This window comes from Amycolatopsis magusensis, assembly GCF_017875555.1.
GTDB classification, from domain to species: Bacteria; Actinomycetota; Actinomycetes; order Mycobacteriales; family Pseudonocardiaceae; genus Amycolatopsis; species Amycolatopsis magusensis.
In genome coordinates this window covers 8699839-8716427 of sequence record NZ_JAGGMS010000001.1, presented here as the reverse complement: position 1 = coordinate 8716427, position 16589 = coordinate 8699839, and the positions used below count along the sequence as shown (strand labels likewise).

The following is a 16589-nucleotide window of genomic DNA, read 5'->3' as shown; positions in this document are numbered from 1 at the left end:
CACGTTCGCGCACCCGAACCCCACACCGGCGCAGCCGACTCCCACATTCACGGCCCTCACCGGGGACACAAATGTGGCTTTGGGGGCCGAATCCGCCCCCAAAGCCACATTTGTGTCCCCCGATGGCTTCGGCGCCGGGGCCGGGAGTGTGGGGAGGGGCCACCGCGGGCGGGGTAGGTGTGGGCGGTGGACACATGGTCCGGGTGACTCGCGGCTCGTAGCGTTCCGTGGCATGAACGAGCCCACGCTCCGCGGCCGGACCGCGCTGGTCACCGGTGGCGCGGCCGGGATCGGCCGGGCGTGCGTGGTCGCGCTCACCGCGGCCGGTGCCAAGGTGCACTTCGCCGATCTCCACGCCGGGCAGGCGGCCGAGGTCGCCGCCGAGACCGGGGCCATCGCGCACGTCGCCGACCTCACCGCGCCCGGCGCGGTCGAGGCGCTGCCCGACGACGTGGACATCCTGGTCAACAACGCCGGCGTGCAGCACGTGGCCCCCATCCACGAGTTCCCGCCGGACCGCTTCGCCGCGATGCACGAGCTGATGGTGCAGGTCCCGTTCCGCCTCATGCGGCACTGCCTGCCCGCGATGTACCGCCGCGGCTGGGGCCGGCTGATCGCCGTCTCCAGCGTGCACGGCCTCCGGGCCAGCCCCGGCAAGTCCGCCTACGTCGCGGCCAAGCACGCGCTCGAAGGGCTGAGCAAGGTCGCCGCGCTGGAGGGGGCCGAGCACGGCGTCACCAGCAACTGCGTCAACCCGGGTTACGTGCGCACGGCACTGGTCGAGGGCCAGGTCCGCGCGCAGGCCGAGCGGCACGGCATCGGCGAGGACGAGGTGCTCGACGAGGTCTTCCTCCGCCGGACCGCGATCAAGCGGCTGATCGAACCCGAGGAGGTCGCCGCGGTCGTGACCTGGCTGTGCGGTGACGCCGCCGCCTACCTCACCGGTGCCTCCGTCCCGCTCGACGGCGGCTGGACCGCCGGCTGAGTCCTCGAAACCCCCCGTCACACAACGAAGTGGTGATGTACATGGCTGATACCGCGTCCCCGCCGCGCCGGAAGATCGTCAAGATCGTCGGCGCCAGCCTCGTCGGGACGACCGTCGAGTGGTACGACTTCTTCCTGTTCGCCTCGGCCGCGACCCTGGTGTTCAACAAGCTCTTCTTCCCCGACTCCGACCCGCTCACCGGCACCCTGCTGGCACTGGGCAGCTACGCGATCGGCTTCCTCGCGCGCCCGCTCGGCGGGCTGGTGTTCGGTCACTACGGCGACAAGATCGGCCGCAAGAAGCTGCTGGTGCTCAGCCTGCTGCTGATGGGTGGCGCGACCTTCGCGATGGGCCTGCTGCCCACCTACGCCACCATCGGCGTGGCCGCGCCGATCCTGCTCACCCTGCTCCGGCTGGTGCAGGGTTTCGCGCTCGGCGGTGAGTGGGGCGGCGCGGTGCTGATCGTCTCCGAGCACGGCGATCCGGAGCGGCGCGGCTTCTGGGCGTCCTGGCCGCAGGCGGGCGCACCGGGCGGGAACCTGCTCGCCACCGGCGTGCTGGCGATCCTCGCTTCCGTGCAGACCGACGCCGCGTTCGAGTCGTGGGGCTGGCGCATCCCGTTCCTGCTCTCCGGGCTGCTGGTGGCGATCGGGCTGTGGATCCGGCTCTCGGTCGAGGAGTCGCCGGTGTTCATCGAGGCCGCGAAGAAGGCGGGCGGCAAGGTCGAGAAGGCGCCGATCGTCACGGTCCTGCGCCACAGCTGGCGCGAGGTGCTCATCGCGATGGGCGCGCGCTTCGCGGAGAACGTCTCCTACTACATCCTCACCGCGTTCATCCTGGTCTACATCACCGTCGGACTGGGGATGTCGAAGAGCGTCGGGCTGACCGCGGTGCTCATCGGTTCGGCGGTGCACTTCGTGACGATCCCGGTGTGGGGCGCGCTGTCCGACCGGCTCGGCCGCCGCGCGGTGTACCTGTTCGGCGCGAGCGCGATGCTGGTCTGGTCGTTCGTCTTCTTCGCCATGCTGGACACCAGGTCCTTCGGCCTGATGGTGCTGGCGACCACGGTCGGCCTGGTGCTGCACGGCGCGATGTACGGCCCGCAGGCGGCGTTCTTCTCGGAACTGTTCGGCACGCGGGTGCGGTATTCGGGCGCGTCGATCGGCTACCAGCTGGCGTCGATCCTGGCCGGTGGGCTGGCTCCGCTGATCGCCACCGCCATGCTGCGCGACCTCGGCGGCAGCCTCCCGGTGTCCATCTACGTCGCGGCGACCTGCGTGGTCACCATCGTGGCGGTCTACCTCGCCAAGGAGACGAAGGGCAGTTCGCTGGCCGAGCCGGAGCAGCCCGCGTCGGTTCCCGAGGACCGCACGCCGGTGACACCATGACCGGATGAGCGTGGAGCTGCTGGACCTGATCGCCGCCGGGGCGAGCGCGCAGGAACTGGCGGCGGCGGGCGCGGATCCGCGGGCCACCGAGGCGGCCCTGCGGATCCACGCCACGCTCGCCGGGCACTCCCGGCGCGAGGCCGAGCTGGCGGCGTTGTTCGACACCGCCAGCGACCTCGCCCGCCTGCGCGACACCGACGCGGTGCTGCAGTCGATCGTGCACCGGGCGCGGATGCTGCTGCGGGTGGACGTGTCGTACCTGAGCATGAACCGCCCCGGCGCCGGTGGCACGTACATGCGGGTCACCGACGGGTGCACCTCGGCGTTGTTCAAGGCGTTGCGCCTCGGCATGGGGGAGGGGCTCGGCGGGCTGGTCGCGCAGACCGCCCGCCCGTACGCCACCGCCGACTACCCGACCGATCCGCGGTTCCGCCACACCGGCCCGATCGACGAGGCCGTGCGCGACGAAGGGCTCATCGCGATCATCGGCGTGCCGCTGGCGCTCGGGGACGAGGTGATCGGCGTGCTCTACGCCTCGGACCGCCGCCCCCGGCAGTTCTCCCCGGCCGAGGTGGCGCTCCTTTCGTCACTGGCCGACCACGCCGCCATCGCGATCGACAACGCGCGCCTGATCGAGACCATCCAGGAGCACCACGCGACGATCGCGCGGGCGCAGGAGGCACACGACCGGCTGACCGCGCTGGTGCTCGGCGGCAGCGGCGTGCGTGAGGTCGCCGAAGCCGTCGCCGGGGTGCTGGGCGGCGCCATCACCGTGCACGACGCGACCGGCACCGAACTCGGCCGCTCCGGTGCTCCGGCGCGGTACCCGTCCGCCGAAGTCGTGGCCGCGTCGCAGACCAGCGGGCGGGCGGTGGCCGAGGACGGCGTGTGGACCTGTGCCGTGCTCGCCGGGCCCGAACTGCTCGGCAGCATCACGCTCACCGGCCGCGCGGACCTGGTCGACGCCGACCGCAGGCTGTTCGAACGGGCGAGCGTGGTGACCGCGCTTTTGCTGCTGCTGCGCCGATCCACCGCGGAAGCCGAGGACCGCGTCCGCGGCGAACTGGTCGCCGACCTGCTCACCGCCCCGGACCGCGATCCCGAGGCGCTGATCGACCGGGCGCGCCGCGTCGGCGTCGACCTCGGTGCCGGGCACGTGGTGCTGGTGCTGCAGTCCGACGCGTGTTCGCGCGGCAGGCTGGCCGCCGCGGTCGCCGGGCACGCGGCACTGGCCGGGCTGCACGCGGAACAGGTGGTCGCGCTGGTGCCGCCGAAGGAAGCCGCCGCCGACCCGGGCAAGCTGGCCTCGATGCTGGCCGGGCCGGCCGGTGGCCCGGTGACGGTCGCCGCGGCGGGACCGGCCGCGGGTCCCGCCGGACTCGCCGCCGCGCACGCCGAAGCCGCGCGCTGCCTGCGGGCGATGCTCGCGCTCGGCCGTGAAGGCGATGGCGCGACGGCCGGTGAACTCGGTTTCGTCGGTGTGCTGCTCGGCGATCGGGCGGACACCGCCGGCTTCGTGCGTTCGGTGCTCGGCCCGGTCCTCGACTACGACGCCCGCCGCGGCACGGAACTGGTCAAGACGCTGAACTGCTACTTCGCCGCGGGCGGGAACCTGGTGCGGGCCAAGGACTCCCTGCACGTGCACGTGAACACGGTGGCCCAGCGGCTGGAACGGATCTCCGCGCTGCTCGGGCCCGACTGGTCCTCACCGGCGGGCGCGCTGGAACTCCAGCTCGCCCTGCGGCTGCACCGGCTTACTCGATCTCCTTGAGCAGTTCGTCGAGGAAACCGCCCGCTTCGGTGACCGCGCGCTGCGGATCGCGGGCGGCGATCGCTTCGAGCAGTCCGGTGTGCTGGACGTTGTCCGCGTGCTTGGTCGCCTCGACCGAGGCCGTGACCACCTCGCTCAGCCCGCGGTAGAGCTCGGTCAGCAGCGTGTTCCGTCCACATTGGACAACGGCGAGGTGGAAGCTCGCGTCCGCTTGGACGAATTCGTCGTACTCCTTGGCCGACTGGTGCGCGTCGCGGATGCGGAGCAGTTCGGTGAGCCGTTCCAGTTCGGCCTCGGTGCGCTCGGTGGCGGCCAGCCGGGCGCCTTCGACTTCGAGCGTCCGGCGCACCTGGAGCACTTCGCGAAGTTCGGAGCCGCACAGGCGGCGGACCGCACCGGAGACCTCGCTGGTCGCGCGGACGTAGGTGCCGTCACCCTGGCGCACCTCGAGCAAACCGCTGTGGGACAAGGCGCGGACGGCCTCACGCACCGTGTTGCGGCCGACACCGAGTGCGGTCACCAGTTCGCTTTCCGGCGGGATGCGTTCGCCCACCGGCCATTCGCCCGCGGTCACGGCTTCGCGCAACTGCCCGATCACCTGGTCGACGAGTCCGGTCCGGCGGGTGGTGGCCAACGGCACTGTGACATTCCTTTCGCGTGCTCCAGGTATTTTCGGGGTTCAACCAATCATCCTACGTCTGTCATACTAGCTCCGTGTCCGTCGAATCCGAGGTTTCGATCAAGCAACGTGCCCTGGCCGGCACGATCGAACCCGTCCGCCGGTCACGGAACCTCGCCGTCGCCGGTGGCACGCTCATCGCACTGGCCGTGGTGCTCGCCGCGCTGAACCTGCGACCCGCTATCACCAGTGTGGGGCCGCTGCTCGACGAGGCAAGGGTTTCCCTCGGCGCTTCCGGCACCTGGGCCGGATTGCTCACCACTTTGCCAGGCTTGTGCTTCGCCGTCGCGGGACTCGCCGCACCCAGGCTGGCGCGCAAGGTCGGGATGGGCAGCGCGGTCGCGCTCGCCCTCGGCGTGCTGGGTGTCGGCCTGATCGTGCGGGTGCTCGACGGACCGCTGGTGGTGCTCGGCGGCACGCTCGTGTCCAGCGCGGGCATCGCGCTGGCGAACGTGCTCGTGCCCGTGGTGGTCAAGGACTCGTTCCCCGCCAGGGTCGGCCTGATGACCGGCATCTACACCGCTTCGCTGAACCTCGGCGGCGCTTCGGGTTCCGCGCTCTCGCCCAAGCTGGACGCGCTGCTCGGCGGCTGGCGCCCGGCGCTGGCGGCGTGGGCGGTGCTGGCTTTCCTGGCGCTGGTGGTCTGGAAGATCGCCATCCGCGGCGGTTCCCGGCACACCGAGCACACCGGAACCGTTGCCGAACCGCGACGTTCGCTGCTGCGCAGCCCGCTCGCCTGGATCGTCACCCTGTTCTTCGGCCTGCAGTCGTTCCTGGCCTACATCGTGATGGGCTGGTTCCCGCAGGTGCTGATGGACGCCGGGCTGACCCGCGGTGACGCGGGCCTGGCCGTCGGGCTGATGTCGTTGCTGGCGGTGCCGATCAGCCTCACCGTGCCGCCGCTCGCGGCACGGCAGCGCAACCAGACCTGGTGGATCGTCGGCCTCGGCCTGTTCTCCATGGCGGGGCTCGGCGGGCTGATCCTGGCCCCGACGGCGGCGCCGCTGCTGTGGGCGATCCTCACCGGGATCGGCATGAGCGTGTTCTCGATGGCGGTCATGGTGATCGCGCTGCGCGCGCGGGCCGGGGACGAGACCGCGCGGCTGTCCGGCATGGTGCAGGGACTCGGGTACCTGCTCGCCGCGATCGGCCCCTTCCTCTTCGGCCTGCTGCACGACGCCACCGCCGGGTGGACCGTGCCGCTGGCCGTGGTCTTCGGCGTGGTCGTCGCACAAACGATCTTCGGCGGCCTGGCCGGCCGCGACAAGCTCGTCTGAACCACTGCCTGTCGGGTGCGTGAGCCGTCTCCGGGCAGGTGCGGTCAAGCGCGGACATGTGTGGTGGACGTGGCCGAACCTGCCCCGAAGTGGCTGAGGGCGGTGAGGTGGAGCACGCGGTGTCTCGCCCGCGCTGCCTGAACCGCTGACAGGTGAGGTCATCCGCGGGCAATTGTGCGCCAGCGTGGAAGCTGGCACGAGGTGACCGTGGCCATCGCCGGGCGGTTCTGCCCGCTTGGCAGGCTTCACTACTCGCGTCGGGAGTGCCAGGACGCAGGGCCGATCAGCGGACCCGGGGCTCGCAGGTCATCGGCCTCGAAAAGGTTCTCACGCTTGTGTCCCCACTCGTCGTATGTGTCATCGTTGGCGGGGCCTCTGGTGGAGTAGCCCCTGGCTTCACCTATCTTGGCAACTTGATTCCCCAGTCGGGAAAGTTCGCGATAGACCTTGTCGAGTTCGATCCCGAGTTCTCGACCCAGTTCCTTGGTGGAGTTGGTGAGGAAACCGCGTAGTTCGCCGATTTTCGCGTGCATGACGTCCAGTTCGCTCATCATGTCTTGTGTGCGCGAAAGGGCGACATCGCGATCTTCTTCGATCTGCCTGATGCGTTTGGCATCAGCATCCTGGACGCGCTCGAGTTCACGAGTGAGGAAAACGACCCGTTCCAGCGCCTTCTCACGCTCGTCCTCTGCCTCCTGGGCGCGCTTCAAGCTGGTTTCGTGCAGGCGTTCTAGCTGCTCAGCCAGATCGCTGGCGCGCCGCTCGGCCGCGTCCCGACGTTCCTCGACAGCTTCCTGACGTTGTCGCAATTCGAATAGTTCCGCGTCTGCTTGCTGTCGAATCTCGCTCCCGGAGTTCGTTTCGCCCCCATACTTTCGAAGGAACTCATTGGGCGGCGTCTCGGCAGGCTTTTCGTCGATGGATCCGGTGCTGAGGCGAGCCCATGTGGAAAACCATGCCTGCGTTTCAGGGTGAGAGATGCCGCACACATGGAGGAATATCTCCAGAAAATCCCGATTTGGAAGCTCCCCGTCGACCGCCTGGCCTATTTTGGTTCGACCGATGTTCTTTTTGCTTCGACGCTCTATTTCTCGGTTCGAGAGTGGGCCGGCGAGATTGCGCAGCTTGTGGAGGCACTTGCCGAACTGCTGGGCATCGTGAACTGCTTCAAGATCGATCGTGGCATGATCTTCCAACGGCGATACAGGCCCGATCTCGTGCTTGATTCTCTGCAGCCGGGTGTCTCGGTGGTTCACTGCACCTCACTGTGCGTCCATCGCTGGCCAGGGTTGACCGTAAATGGATCGCTACGGATGACGCCGGTGTTTCACAGTGACCACATTTGACCCATATCGCACCCAGATGCCCACCAGGTTGGCAGTGGCCCGACGAGGCATGTTTGCTAGATCGTACCGCGCCTACCAGGCAGTTTGCGGTGGAACGGAGGTGATTGGCAATGCCCAGGTCGAACAAAGACAGAAGCTCGACGCCGCCCCCGTGGTGGGTGTGGATCGTCGAGCTTCTGATCGTTTTCTACTACGTGGTGGAGCCGGTTGGCGTCCATCTCCACCGCTGACGTAGAGCCAGCGCGGGTGTCCCCTGGGCTGCCGCGAGGTGGCCCAGGCTCCGCTCTGAAAACACTAAACACGCAGTTCCCGGCTGTCGACCGCTGCGGTCACATGCTGCCAAAACTCTCGGAGGAGTGGACTCACTCCTCCGAGAGTTGGCTCAGTCGTCCAGGGGCAGGTTGAGCAAAGCGTTCTCGATCAGCTCCGGCATCGCCGGGTGGATCCAGTACTGGCCACGGGCCATCTGCCGCGCGTCCAGGCCGAAGCTCATCGCCTGGATCACCGGCTGGATGAGGGTGCCCGCCTGCGGTCCGATGATGTGCGCGCCGAGCAACTGCCCGGTGGCCGGGTCGGCGAGCAGCTTCGCGAAACCGGTGGTGTCCTCCATCGCCCAGCCGTAGGCGATGCCCGCGTAGTCCTGCGTGTAGGTCACGTAGTTCACGCCCTGCGCCTTGGCTTCGCCTTCGGTGAGGCCCACGCCCGCGATCTGGGGCGCGGTGAACACCGCGTGCGGCACGAACCGGTGGTCCGAGGCGACGGGATCGTCCGGGTGGAGCAGGTTGTGCTGCACCACGCGCTGTTCGTGGTTGGCCACGTGCTTCAGCTCATGCATCGAGGAGATGTCGCCGAGTGCGTAGATGCCTTCGACCGCGGTGCGCTGGTACTCGTCCACCTCCACGTGCCCACTGTCCCTTGTGGACACCCCGGTGGCGGCGACGTCGAGCAGGTCCGAGTTCGGCCGGCGGCCGGTGGCCACCAGCAGCAGGTCCGCGTCGAGCGTTTCGGTGCCCTCGGGTCCTTCGAGGTCCAGTGAGACCCCGGTCGAGGTACGGCGGACCTTGGTGGTGCGCCGGTTGAGCCGGACGTCGTACTTCTCGGCGGCCAGTTCGGTGAACCGCTCGCTCACCGCCTCGTCCTCCGCCCGCAGCAGCGCGCCGGACCGGGCGATCACCGTCACCGCGACGCCGAACGAGGAGAACACGTGCGCGAACTCGGCGGCGATGAACCCGCTGCCGAGGATGACCAGCCGCTCGGGCAGTTCGTCGATCCGCATCACCGTGTCCGAGGTGTGGTACCCGCTGTCGGCCAGCCCGGGGATGTCCGGGACCACCGGCCGCCCGCCCGCGGCGAGCACGAACCGGTCCGCGGTCAGCGTTTCGGTGCGGCCGTCGGGGAAGCTCACCCGGAGCTCCTTCATCCCGGTGAACCGGCCCTCGCCCTCGTAGACGGTGACGTTGGCGTTGTCCTCGTGTTCGACGCGGTACTGCTTGCCCCCGGCGGCGATCGGGTCGATCCGGCCGAAGACCCGGTCGCGGATCTCGCGCCAGCGCACCTCGTTCAGCTTCATGTCCACGCCCAGCTTCGCGCCGGCGGGCACGGCCGCGGCGAGGTCGGCCGGGTAGACGAACATCTTGGTCGGGATGCAGCCCACGTTCAGGCAGGTGCCGCCGAAGGTGCCCTTCTCCACGATCGCCGTCTTCCAGCCGGCGAACCGCGGGTCGAGCACGGAATTGCCGGAGCCGGTGCCGATGATCACCAGGTCGTAGTGGGGCACTGCAGCCATCCTGTCGGTCGGGGGTCGTCTTCTGGTCGGTCAACCGCGCCCGGGGCCCGGTTTGTTCCCGTCAGCCGCCGGTGGCGGAGAAGTGCATCAGGTCCTTCGGCGAAGTCCAGGTACCACCCCAGGTCCAGCCGATGGCGCGGAACGCCCGGACCGCCACCCCGCCGGGCAGGATCATGCCCGGCCGCTCGCGCGCGCGGTCGGTGTAGGCCGAGGCCAGCTCGGGCAGCACCAGGTCCGCCTTGAGGTACGGGTTGCAGAACGGGTTCACGTCGACGGCCAGCCCGGAGGCGTGCGCCGACCAGGTGGTCTGCCCGCGCACCGGGCGGCAGACGAACGCGCTGGTGTTGTTGCCGTCCCCGGTCGGGGCCGCGTCCAGCTCGTCGGCCCTGGTCACCCGCATCTCCTCGATCGGGAACTTCGCCGCGAACAACGCGCCGAAGGCTTCGGTGACCGGCTGCGCGACGGAGGCGTTGACCAGCATCTCGCCGGTGTGCACCCGGCCGTCGAAGCCCCAGAAGGACATCGTCAGGTACCGCAGCTGCGCGGCGCCGACCGGGCATTCGGGCTGCCAGGTGCTCCGCGCGAGCACTTCACCCGGCACGGGTGCGACGGTCGACGCGTACTCGCCGTCGGGTGGCGGGGGCAGCAGGTCCGCGGTCGGGAGGTGGCGGTCGGCCAGTTCGGCGGGGGTCGGCAGCACCTGCCCGTAGCCGTCGGCACGCAGCGGCAGCGGGCGGGCGCCGACCCGCCAGCTCGGCTGGACCGGGGGCGGCTCACTCGATCGAGGAACCACGGGCTGCGGGGTCGTCGTGGTCGCCACTGGCGGCGAAAGTGCTGGTGGAGGCTCTGCGCCGCAGGCGGAGAGCGCGAGCAGCAGCACTCCGAGAACCGCGGCGGGGGCCTGTAGTCGCACCGCTCCACTGTGACAGAGCCGTAGCGTGACCGGCAGTCCACCCGGTTCAGGGACACCGCGGACGCCCTAGGCCATTTAGGCTAGCCGGACCGCTCCCGACCCCCTGCGAGAGGACTCTCCCCGATGCCGAACAAGTCCCGCCGCCGCGGGGTGCTGACGGCGGCCGCGGCCATGCTGGCCGGAGCGGTGACGCTCATCCCGTCGGCCGCGGCGACCAACACCCAGCCGTACATCGTGGGCGGGACCGAGGCCTCCATCGCCGACCACCCGTACGCGGTCTACCTCACCGATCGCGACAACCAGCAGTTCTGCGGCGGCGTGCTGGTCTCGCCGAGGGGCGTGCTGACCGCGGCGCACTGCGCGCAGGCGGTGAAGCGCGCGCAGATGCGCGTGGTCGCCGGGCGGCAGGACCAGCGCACCAGCGCCGGTGTGACCAGCGGGGTGGCGAAGGTGTGGATCTCCCCGCAGTTCCAGGACCCGACCAGCGGCAGCGACATCGCCCTGCTGACCCTGGAAGACGAGATGCCCTACACCGCCGCGAAGCTGCCGACCGCGCAGGACACCGCGCTGTACAGCGAAGGCACCAAGGCCCGTGTGCTCGGCTGGGGCCGCACCTCCGAAGACGGGCCCCGCTCGGACACACTGCGCGGCGCGCTCGTGCCGGTGATCTCCGACGAGGGCTGCCGGCAGACCTTCAGCAACTTCGACGAGACGACCATGCTCTGCGCCGGGTATCCCAACGGCGGCGTCGACGCCTGCCAGGGTGACTCCGGCGGTCCGCTGCTGGTCGGCGACACGGTGATCGGCATCGTCTCCTGGGGCGAGGGCTGCGCCCGGCCGAACCGCCCCGGTGTGTACACGCGGGTGGCCGCGTTCACCTCGGAGGTCCGCTCGCAGGACTGAACCCTCCGCTCCTTGCCCCGACCACGGCGTGTGCTAGGCATACGCCGTGGTTGAAAGCATGGTTCGGGCGGCTACCGGGGACCAGGTGTCCGCCGGCGATCTCTATTCCTTCCTCAAACTGCGCGTCGACGTCTTCGTCGTCGAGCAGGAGTGTCCCTACCCCGAACTGGACGGCAGAGACCTGCTGCCGGGCACCCGGCACCTCTGGCTCGACGGTGCATCCGGGGTCGACGCCTACCTGCGCGTGCTCGAAGAGCCCAGCGGTGGGTTCCGCATCGGCCGGGTCGTGACAGCGGGGGCCGCGCGGGGCCGAGGCCTGGCGGGGCAACTGATGCACGCCGCGCTGGAGTCCATTTCGGACGCTCCGGCGGTGCTGGACGCGCAGACCTACGCCAAGGGTTTCTACGCCAAGTTCGGCTTCGAGCCGACCGGCGAGGAGTTCCTCGAGGACGGCATCCCGCACGTGACCATGCGCCGCTAGCGGGGCGCGCAGTCCACGATCACCTTCACCGCGGCGTCCACATCGGACTCCGTCAGGTCGGCGCGCGCGGTCAGGCGCAGCCGTGAGATGCCGTCCGGCACCGACGGCGGGCGGAAGCAGCCCACGCGAACGCCTTGCTCCGCGCAGCTTTCCGCCCAGGCGACGGCTTTCTCCGGCGACGGCGCGTGCACCGACACCACCGCGGCGTCCGGCGTGCTCACGGTGAACCCGGCTTCGGCGAGTTGTTCGGACAGGCGGCTCGCCACCGCGAGCACCTTGCCGGGCAGATCGGGTTCGGCGCGCAGCACGTTCAGCGCGGACAGCGCGGCGGCGGCGCTGCCGGGCGCGAGCGCGGTGTCGAAGATGAAACTGCGCGCGGTGTCGACCAGGTGCTTGATCACGCGACGCGGGCCGAGTACCGCACCGCCCTGCGCGCCGAGCGACTTCGAGAGCGTGAGGGTGGTGACCACGTCCGGCGCCCCGGCCAAGCCGGCCTGGTGGACCGCGCCGCGGCCGCCTTCGCCCAGCACACCGAAACCGTGCGCGTCGTCGACCAGCAGCGCCGCGCCGTGCGCGCGGCAAGCTTCGGTGAGTTCGCCAAGCTTCGCCAGGTCGCCGTCGACGGAGAAAACGGAATCGGTGACCACCAGCGCGCGCGGCTTGCGCCGGGTGGCGAGCGCGTGCGTGATCGCGGCGGTGTCGCTGTGCGCGACGGCGGCGACGTCCGCACGCGACAGGCGGCAGCCCTCGATCAGCGAAGCGTGGATGTACTTGTCGGTGACGATCGCGGAGTCCGAGCCGGACAACGCGGTGACCGCGCCGAGGTTCGCGGTGAACCCCGAGGAGAACACCAGCGCCGACTGCGTCCCGCAGAACCGGGCGAGTTCGTGCTCCAGTTCGGCGTGCAGTTCGGTCGAGCCGGTGACCAGGCGCGAACCGGTGGCTCCGGCACCCCAGCGCAGTGCGGCGGCCGCGGTGGCCCCGGCGACGCGCTTGTCGCGGGCCAGCCCCAGGTAGTCGTTGCCGGCGAGATCGACCTCGCCGGTGTTCGCCGGCCGGGGCCGCAACCGGCGGACCAGCCCGGCCGCGGCGCGCTTCTCCGCCTCGGTGTCGAGCCAGTCGAAAACGTGGTCGGGGGCTGGACCGGGTGCGTTCACGCCTGGCAGTCTCGCATGCGACCGGATCGAGGAGGACGCACGGTGACCGCGGACCAGTTGGAACCGATGCCGGAGGACTGGGAGCGCGCGCTGGCGGTGGTCGCGCACCCGGACGACCTGGAGTACGGCGGGTGCGGCGCGGTGGCGAAGTGGACCGACGCGGGCAAGTCGGTGACCTACCTGCTGGTGACCAGGGGCGAGGCGGGCATCGACAGCCTGGCGCCCGAGGAAGCGGGTCCGCTGCGCACCGCCGAGCAGATCGCCAGCGCGGCCGTGGTCGGCGTGCACGACGTGGAGTTCCTGGACCACCCCGACGGCGTGCTCGAGTACGGCTTGCCGCTGCGCCGGGACATCGCGGCCGCGATCCGCAGGCATCGGCCGGAACTGGTGCTGATGACCAACCACCGCGAGACCTGGCCCGGGGGCTACCTGAACATGGCGGACCACCGGGTGGTCGGCGAAGCCACCCTGGACGCCGTGCGCGACGCGGCGAACCGCTGGGTCTTCCGCGATCTGGACCTGGAACCGTGGCAGGGCGTGCGCTGGGTGGCGGGCGCTTCGTCACCGCGATCGACGCACGCCGTGGACATCACTTCGACGCTGGACAGGGCGGTCGCTTCGCTGAAGGAACACAAGGCCTACTTGGCCGCCCTCGGGGGAGACATGGGTGAGCCGGAGACCTTCCTGCGGGCGGCCGCTGAGGAAACCGGCAAGCGCTTCGGCGGCCGCCTGGCCACCGACTTCGAACTCTTCCCCATGTAACCCGCCCACCCCGTGGCAGCCCCCGGCCAATGCTATGAGTGGGGCATTACTTGCATTGAACGCAAGTAATGCCCCACTCCTAGCATTCGAAGGGCCGTGGGAAGCAGGAAGCCCCGCCGGTCACGGGGACCGGCGGGGCTTCCTGGTGGAGCAGATCAGTCGTTGGACCAGCCGCGGCGGGCCGGGCCGCGGCCCGGGCGCTGCGGGCGGCCCGTGCTGCTGCCGCCGGTGCGCGGCTGGCGGCCACGACCGCCGAAGCTCGGGCGACCGCCACGGCCTTCGCTGTGGGCACGCGGGCCCCCCCGGCGCGGGGTGTCCCGGCGGTGCTCGCGCTCGACGACCGGCTCACCGCTGGGCTGGCGGGCCCCGGTGATCCGGGCCAGCTCGGTGTCACCGGGCCGCACGGTGGCGGTCTCGGCACGCACGCCGGCGCGGTCGGTCAGGCGCTTCATGGTGCGGCGCTGGTCGTGCGTGATCAGCGTGACCACGGTGCCCGACGCCCCGGCCCGCGCGGTACGACCGGCGCGGTGCAGGTAGTCCTTGTGGTCGGCGGGCGGGTCCACGTGCAGCACCAGGCTGATGTCGTCGACGTGGATACCGCGCGCGGCGACGTCGGTGGCCACCAGCACCGGGGTGTGCCCGGCCTTGAAGTCGGCCAGCACCCGGTTGCGCTGCCCCTGGGTCTTGCCGCCGTGCAGGGCGGTGGCGTGCACCCCGGAGGCCCGCAGGCGCTCCGCGAGGCGGTCCACGTGGTGCTTGGTCCGCACGAACATGATCGTGCGGCCCTCACGGGCACCGATCTCGGTGATGACGGCCTGCTTGTCCGGGTAGGACACCTGCAGCACGTGGTGGTCCATGGTGGTGACGCTGGCGGTGACCGGCGCGACCGAGTGCTCGACCGGGTCGGTCAGGTAGCGGTCGACCAGCTTCTTGACGTCACCGTCGAGCGTGGCCGAGAACAGCAGCCGCTGCCCGCGCGCCGGGGTGAGGTCGAGGATCTCCCGCACCTGCGGCAGGAAGCCCATGTCGGCCATCTGGTCGGCCTCGTCGAGCGCGACGAAGTTGACGTCGCCGAGCACGCAGGTGCCCTGCCGGACGTGGTCCGACAGCCGGCCGGGGGTGGCGATCAGCAGGTCGACGCCGCGCTGCAGCGCGTCCGCCTGCCGGTTGAAGGCCATGCCGCCGACCGCGGTGCGGCACCACAGGCCGAGCGACTTGGCCAGCGGGGTCAGCGAGTCGGCCACCTGCATGGCCAGCTCACGGGTCGGCACCAGCACCAGGGCGCGCGGCCGCTTGGCGCGGGCCTTGCCGCCCTCGAGGCGGGCCAGCAGGGCCAGGCCGAAGGCCAGGGTCTTGCCGGAACCGGTCTGCGCGCGGCCCAGCACGTCGCGCCCGGCGAGCGCGTCGGGCAGGGTGGCCGACTGGATGGGGAACGGGGAGTTGATGCCGGCTTCCCGCAGCGCGCGCAGCAGCGGCTCCGGGATGTTGAGCTCGGCGAAGGACTTCAGGGGTGCTGCGGGTGGTGCGGTGACGGCGGCGGGGCCACCGTCGGTGTTCCGAATCCGCGGCTTGCGGTTGCCGTGGCGCGCGGAGGTGTTGCCGGAATCGAGCGTGACTGTCACAAATGCCTCTCGGACGTGGCACGTCGCAAGGGAGGCCCGGTTGTCCGCACGCAGGCAGGACAAGGTGGTGTTGCTGTGGGCTTTCTCGAGGACATACCCGGCACGCGGTGTTCTGCACACCACGCGCCGCTTGATGGTTACCGCGGGCCGGACGGTTTTGGCCTTGGAGGCGACGGACACCACTCATCCACGCCGCCGAATGCGGTCTCATCACAGAATAGCGGAGAGTGTTTCCGGCTGCCGCGCGGAGGCGGGGATTGTGGGCAACGCCCCATCGCGGTAACGCGGGAAGGTGAGCGGACTCACCTTCCCGCGCACCCCGATCAGGGCAGCCCGGCCGCCCGGCGCAGTTCGTCGACCAGCGCGTCCGCGTCGAGCACGTCCGCCGGGAGGCCGCGCGCGGCGAACCAGTCCGCCACGTTGCGCACGTCCCTGGCGAGGAACTCCAGCCCACGCGGATTGGCCACGATGTCCACCACCTGTGGCAGGTCGATCAGCACCAGCCTGCCCTCGTGGACCATCAGGTTGTAGGCCGAGAGGTCGCCGTGCGCCAGGCCGTGCGTGGCCATCGTCTCCAGGGCGGAGACGAGCTGGTACCAGAGGTCGCGCAGGTCCGCTCCCTCCGCACGCACCTGCGCCAGCCGCGGCGCGGCCGTGCCGTCCTCGTCGCCGATGAACTCCAGCAGCAGTTCGGTGCCGCTGCGCTGGACCGGGTAGGGCACCGGCACGCCGGCGGTCCACAACCGGGACAGCGCGGCGAACTCGGCGGAGGCCCACTGCTCGGCGATCAGGTTGCGGCCGAAGGCGGTGCGGGTCTCGATCGCCCGCATCTCCCGCGACCGCCGCATCCGGCGGCCTTCCAGGTAACCGGCGTCGCGGTGGAACAGCCGGTGCTCGTTGCTGCGGTACCGCTTGGCGGCCAGCAGCGACTGCGGGCCGTCCGGCAGCCCGCGGCGCACCAGGTGGACGTCGGCTTCCTTGCCGGTCTTGAGCACCCCGAGCTCGGTGTCGACCGCGGCCAGCTGGGTGAGCACCCAGCTCGGGCGCGGCAGCGGCCCCTGCTCGCCGTCGGCCCAGGTGGACCAGCGGTCACCACCACCGGGGATGGCGGTTTCGGTGTAGGCGTCGGCGCGCTGGTGGGCGAGCCGGACGCGCTCTTCTTCGGTGAGCCGCCCGCGGCGGCTCGGTTCGGGTTCGTCGTCGAAGCGGGCGCGACGGCTCTTGCGGCGCGCGGACTGGGTTTCGAGGTGGTCGAAATCGAGGTCGTGCTTGCGCACTGGTGGGCTCCTGATCAGGAATTGCCCCGCCGGCGCTGAGTGGACGCGCGCGCGTCAGCCGGCCAGGGCGGTGGATGGGGCGCAGGGCAAGCCCAGGACAGTCCTAGCCACAGGGCACCTCCTCCGCTCTCCACCGGCGTACCGGCTCGTCCATCGATCGCCACGATCCTGCCCGTCGCCGGAGCAGCCGTGCAACCGAATTAACTGGGACAGTGAGGGCAGGTGTCCGGGAAGAGGAGGAA

At 70.5% G+C, this 16589-nt stretch carries 14 protein-coding genes; 7 read left to right on the top strand and 7 right to left on the bottom strand.

Going from position 1 to position 16589, the window contains the following annotated elements; all coding sequences use genetic code 11:
- The first annotated feature begins 232 nt into the window (after positions 1-232).
- Genes JOM49_RS39165 through JOM49_RS39155 form a run of 3 tightly spaced genes read left to right on the top strand, consistent with a single transcriptional unit; the run spans position 233 to position 4144 of the window.
- Positions 233-985 (top strand): 3-hydroxybutyrate dehydrogenase, encoded by a 753-nt coding sequence (locus JOM49_RS39165; protein ID WP_209669429.1) that lies wholly within the window; start codon positions 233-235, stop codon positions 983-985.
- A gap of 41 nt (positions 986-1026) precedes the next feature.
- The gene (locus JOM49_RS39160; protein WP_209669427.1) at positions 1027-2373 is read left to right on the top strand and encodes an MFS transporter; all 1347 of its coding nucleotides are present in this window, start codon (positions 1027-1029) and stop codon (positions 2371-2373) included.
- Positions 2374-2377: 4 nt separating this feature from the next.
- Positions 2378-4144: a helix-turn-helix domain-containing protein gene (locus JOM49_RS39155; RefSeq protein ID WP_209669425.1), complete on the top strand. Its 1767-nt coding sequence runs from the start codon at positions 2378-2380 to the stop codon at positions 4142-4144.
- On the opposite strand, the gene JOM49_RS39150 is transcribed toward JOM49_RS39155, so the two are convergent.
- Entirely contained in the window at positions 4128-4784 is a 657-nt protein-coding gene (locus tag JOM49_RS39150; RefSeq protein ID WP_209669423.1) for a FadR/GntR family transcriptional regulator, read from the bottom strand. The two genes, JOM49_RS39155 and JOM49_RS39150, sit on opposite strands and share 17 nt — an antisense overlap.
- Before the next feature lie 74 nt (positions 4785-4858).
- Between JOM49_RS39150 and JOM49_RS39145 the strand changes: the two genes are divergently transcribed.
- Positions 4859-6100: a CynX/NimT family MFS transporter gene (locus tag JOM49_RS39145; RefSeq protein WP_372444185.1), complete on the top strand. Its 1242-nt coding sequence runs from the start codon at positions 4859-4861 to the stop codon at positions 6098-6100.
- Between the two features lie 248 nt (positions 6101-6348).
- Here the strand turns inward: JOM49_RS39145 and JOM49_RS39140 are convergent, their stop codons facing one another.
- From JOM49_RS39140 to JOM49_RS39130, 3 genes are all read right to left on the bottom strand, one after another.
- Positions 6349-7356, bottom strand: coding sequence for a hypothetical protein (locus tag JOM49_RS39140; protein ID WP_209669421.1), 1008 nt, complete (start codon positions 7354-7356; stop codon positions 6349-6351).
- 472 nt (positions 7357-7828) lie between these two features.
- A complete protein-coding gene (locus tag JOM49_RS39135; protein WP_209669419.1) occupies positions 7829-9223 on the bottom strand; it encodes a mycothione reductase in 1395 nt (464 codons plus the stop codon).
- A gap of 70 nt (positions 9224-9293) precedes the next feature.
- Positions 9294-10025, bottom strand: coding sequence for a M15 family metallopeptidase (locus JOM49_RS39130; protein WP_308159022.1), 732 nt, complete (start codon positions 10023-10025; stop codon positions 9294-9296).
- 243 nt (positions 10026-10268) lie between these two features.
- Here JOM49_RS39130 and JOM49_RS39125 point away from each other — a divergent pair, with 243 nt between their 5' ends.
- Both JOM49_RS39125 and JOM49_RS39120 read left to right on the top strand, forming a co-directional pair.
- Positions 10269-11048 (top strand): S1 family peptidase, encoded by a 780-nt coding sequence (locus JOM49_RS39125; RefSeq protein WP_209669417.1) that lies wholly within the window; start codon positions 10269-10271, stop codon positions 11046-11048.
- 58 nt (positions 11049-11106) lie between these two features.
- Positions 11107-11529 carry a GNAT family N-acetyltransferase gene (locus JOM49_RS39120; protein WP_209669415.1) on the top strand — a complete coding sequence of 141 codons (423 nt, stop codon included), beginning with the start codon at positions 11107-11109 and terminating at the stop codon, positions 11527-11529.
- Here the strand turns inward: JOM49_RS39120 and JOM49_RS39115 are convergent.
- Positions 11526-12686, bottom strand: coding sequence for an 8-amino-7-oxononanoate synthase (locus tag JOM49_RS39115; protein ID WP_209669413.1), 1161 nt, complete (start codon positions 12684-12686; stop codon positions 11526-11528). The two genes, JOM49_RS39120 and JOM49_RS39115, sit on opposite strands and share 4 nt — an antisense overlap.
- A 66-nt stretch (positions 12687-12752) precedes the next feature.
- Here JOM49_RS39115 and JOM49_RS39110 point away from each other — a divergent pair, with 66 nt between their 5' ends.
- Positions 12753-13448: a PIG-L deacetylase family protein gene (locus tag JOM49_RS39110; RefSeq protein ID WP_245371561.1), complete on the top strand. Its 696-nt coding sequence runs from the start codon at positions 12753-12755 to the stop codon at positions 13446-13448.
- Between the two features lie 155 nt (positions 13449-13603).
- On the opposite strand, the gene JOM49_RS39105 is transcribed toward JOM49_RS39110, so the two are convergent.
- Complete coding sequence (locus tag JOM49_RS39105) at positions 13604-15070, bottom strand: DEAD/DEAH box helicase (protein ID WP_209669409.1); 1467 nt, start codon at positions 15068-15070, stop codon at positions 13604-13606.
- Positions 15071-15393: 323 nt separating this feature from the next.
- Entirely contained in the window at positions 15394-16347 is a 954-nt protein-coding gene (locus tag JOM49_RS39100; RefSeq protein ID WP_209669407.1) for a serine protein kinase RIO, read from the bottom strand.
- Positions 16348-16589: the final 242 nt, after the last annotated feature.

What these genes read in the sequence shown, in the direction of transcription:
- JOM49_RS39165 (WP_209669429.1), top strand. Translation starts at nt 233, where the DNA reads ATGAACGAGCCCACGCTCCGCGGCCGGACCGCGCTGGTCACCGGTGGC.
- JOM49_RS39160 (WP_209669427.1), top strand. Translation starts at nt 1,027, where the DNA reads ATGGCTGATACCGCGTCCCCGCCGCGCCGGAAGATCGTCAAGATCGTC.
- JOM49_RS39155 (WP_209669425.1), top strand. Translation starts at nt 2,378, where the DNA reads ATGAGCGTGGAGCTGCTGGACCTGATCGCCGCCGGGGCGAGCGCGCAG.
- JOM49_RS39125 (WP_209669417.1), top strand. Translation starts at nt 10,269, where the DNA reads ATGCCGAACAAGTCCCGCCGCCGCGGGGTGCTGACGGCGGCCGCGGCC.
- JOM49_RS39120 (WP_209669415.1), top strand. Translation starts at nt 11,107, where the DNA reads ATGGTTCGGGCGGCTACCGGGGACCAGGTGTCCGCCGGCGATCTCTAT.
- JOM49_RS39110 (WP_245371561.1), top strand. Translation starts at nt 12,753, where the DNA reads ATGCCGGAGGACTGGGAGCGCGCGCTGGCGGTGGTCGCGCACCCGGAC.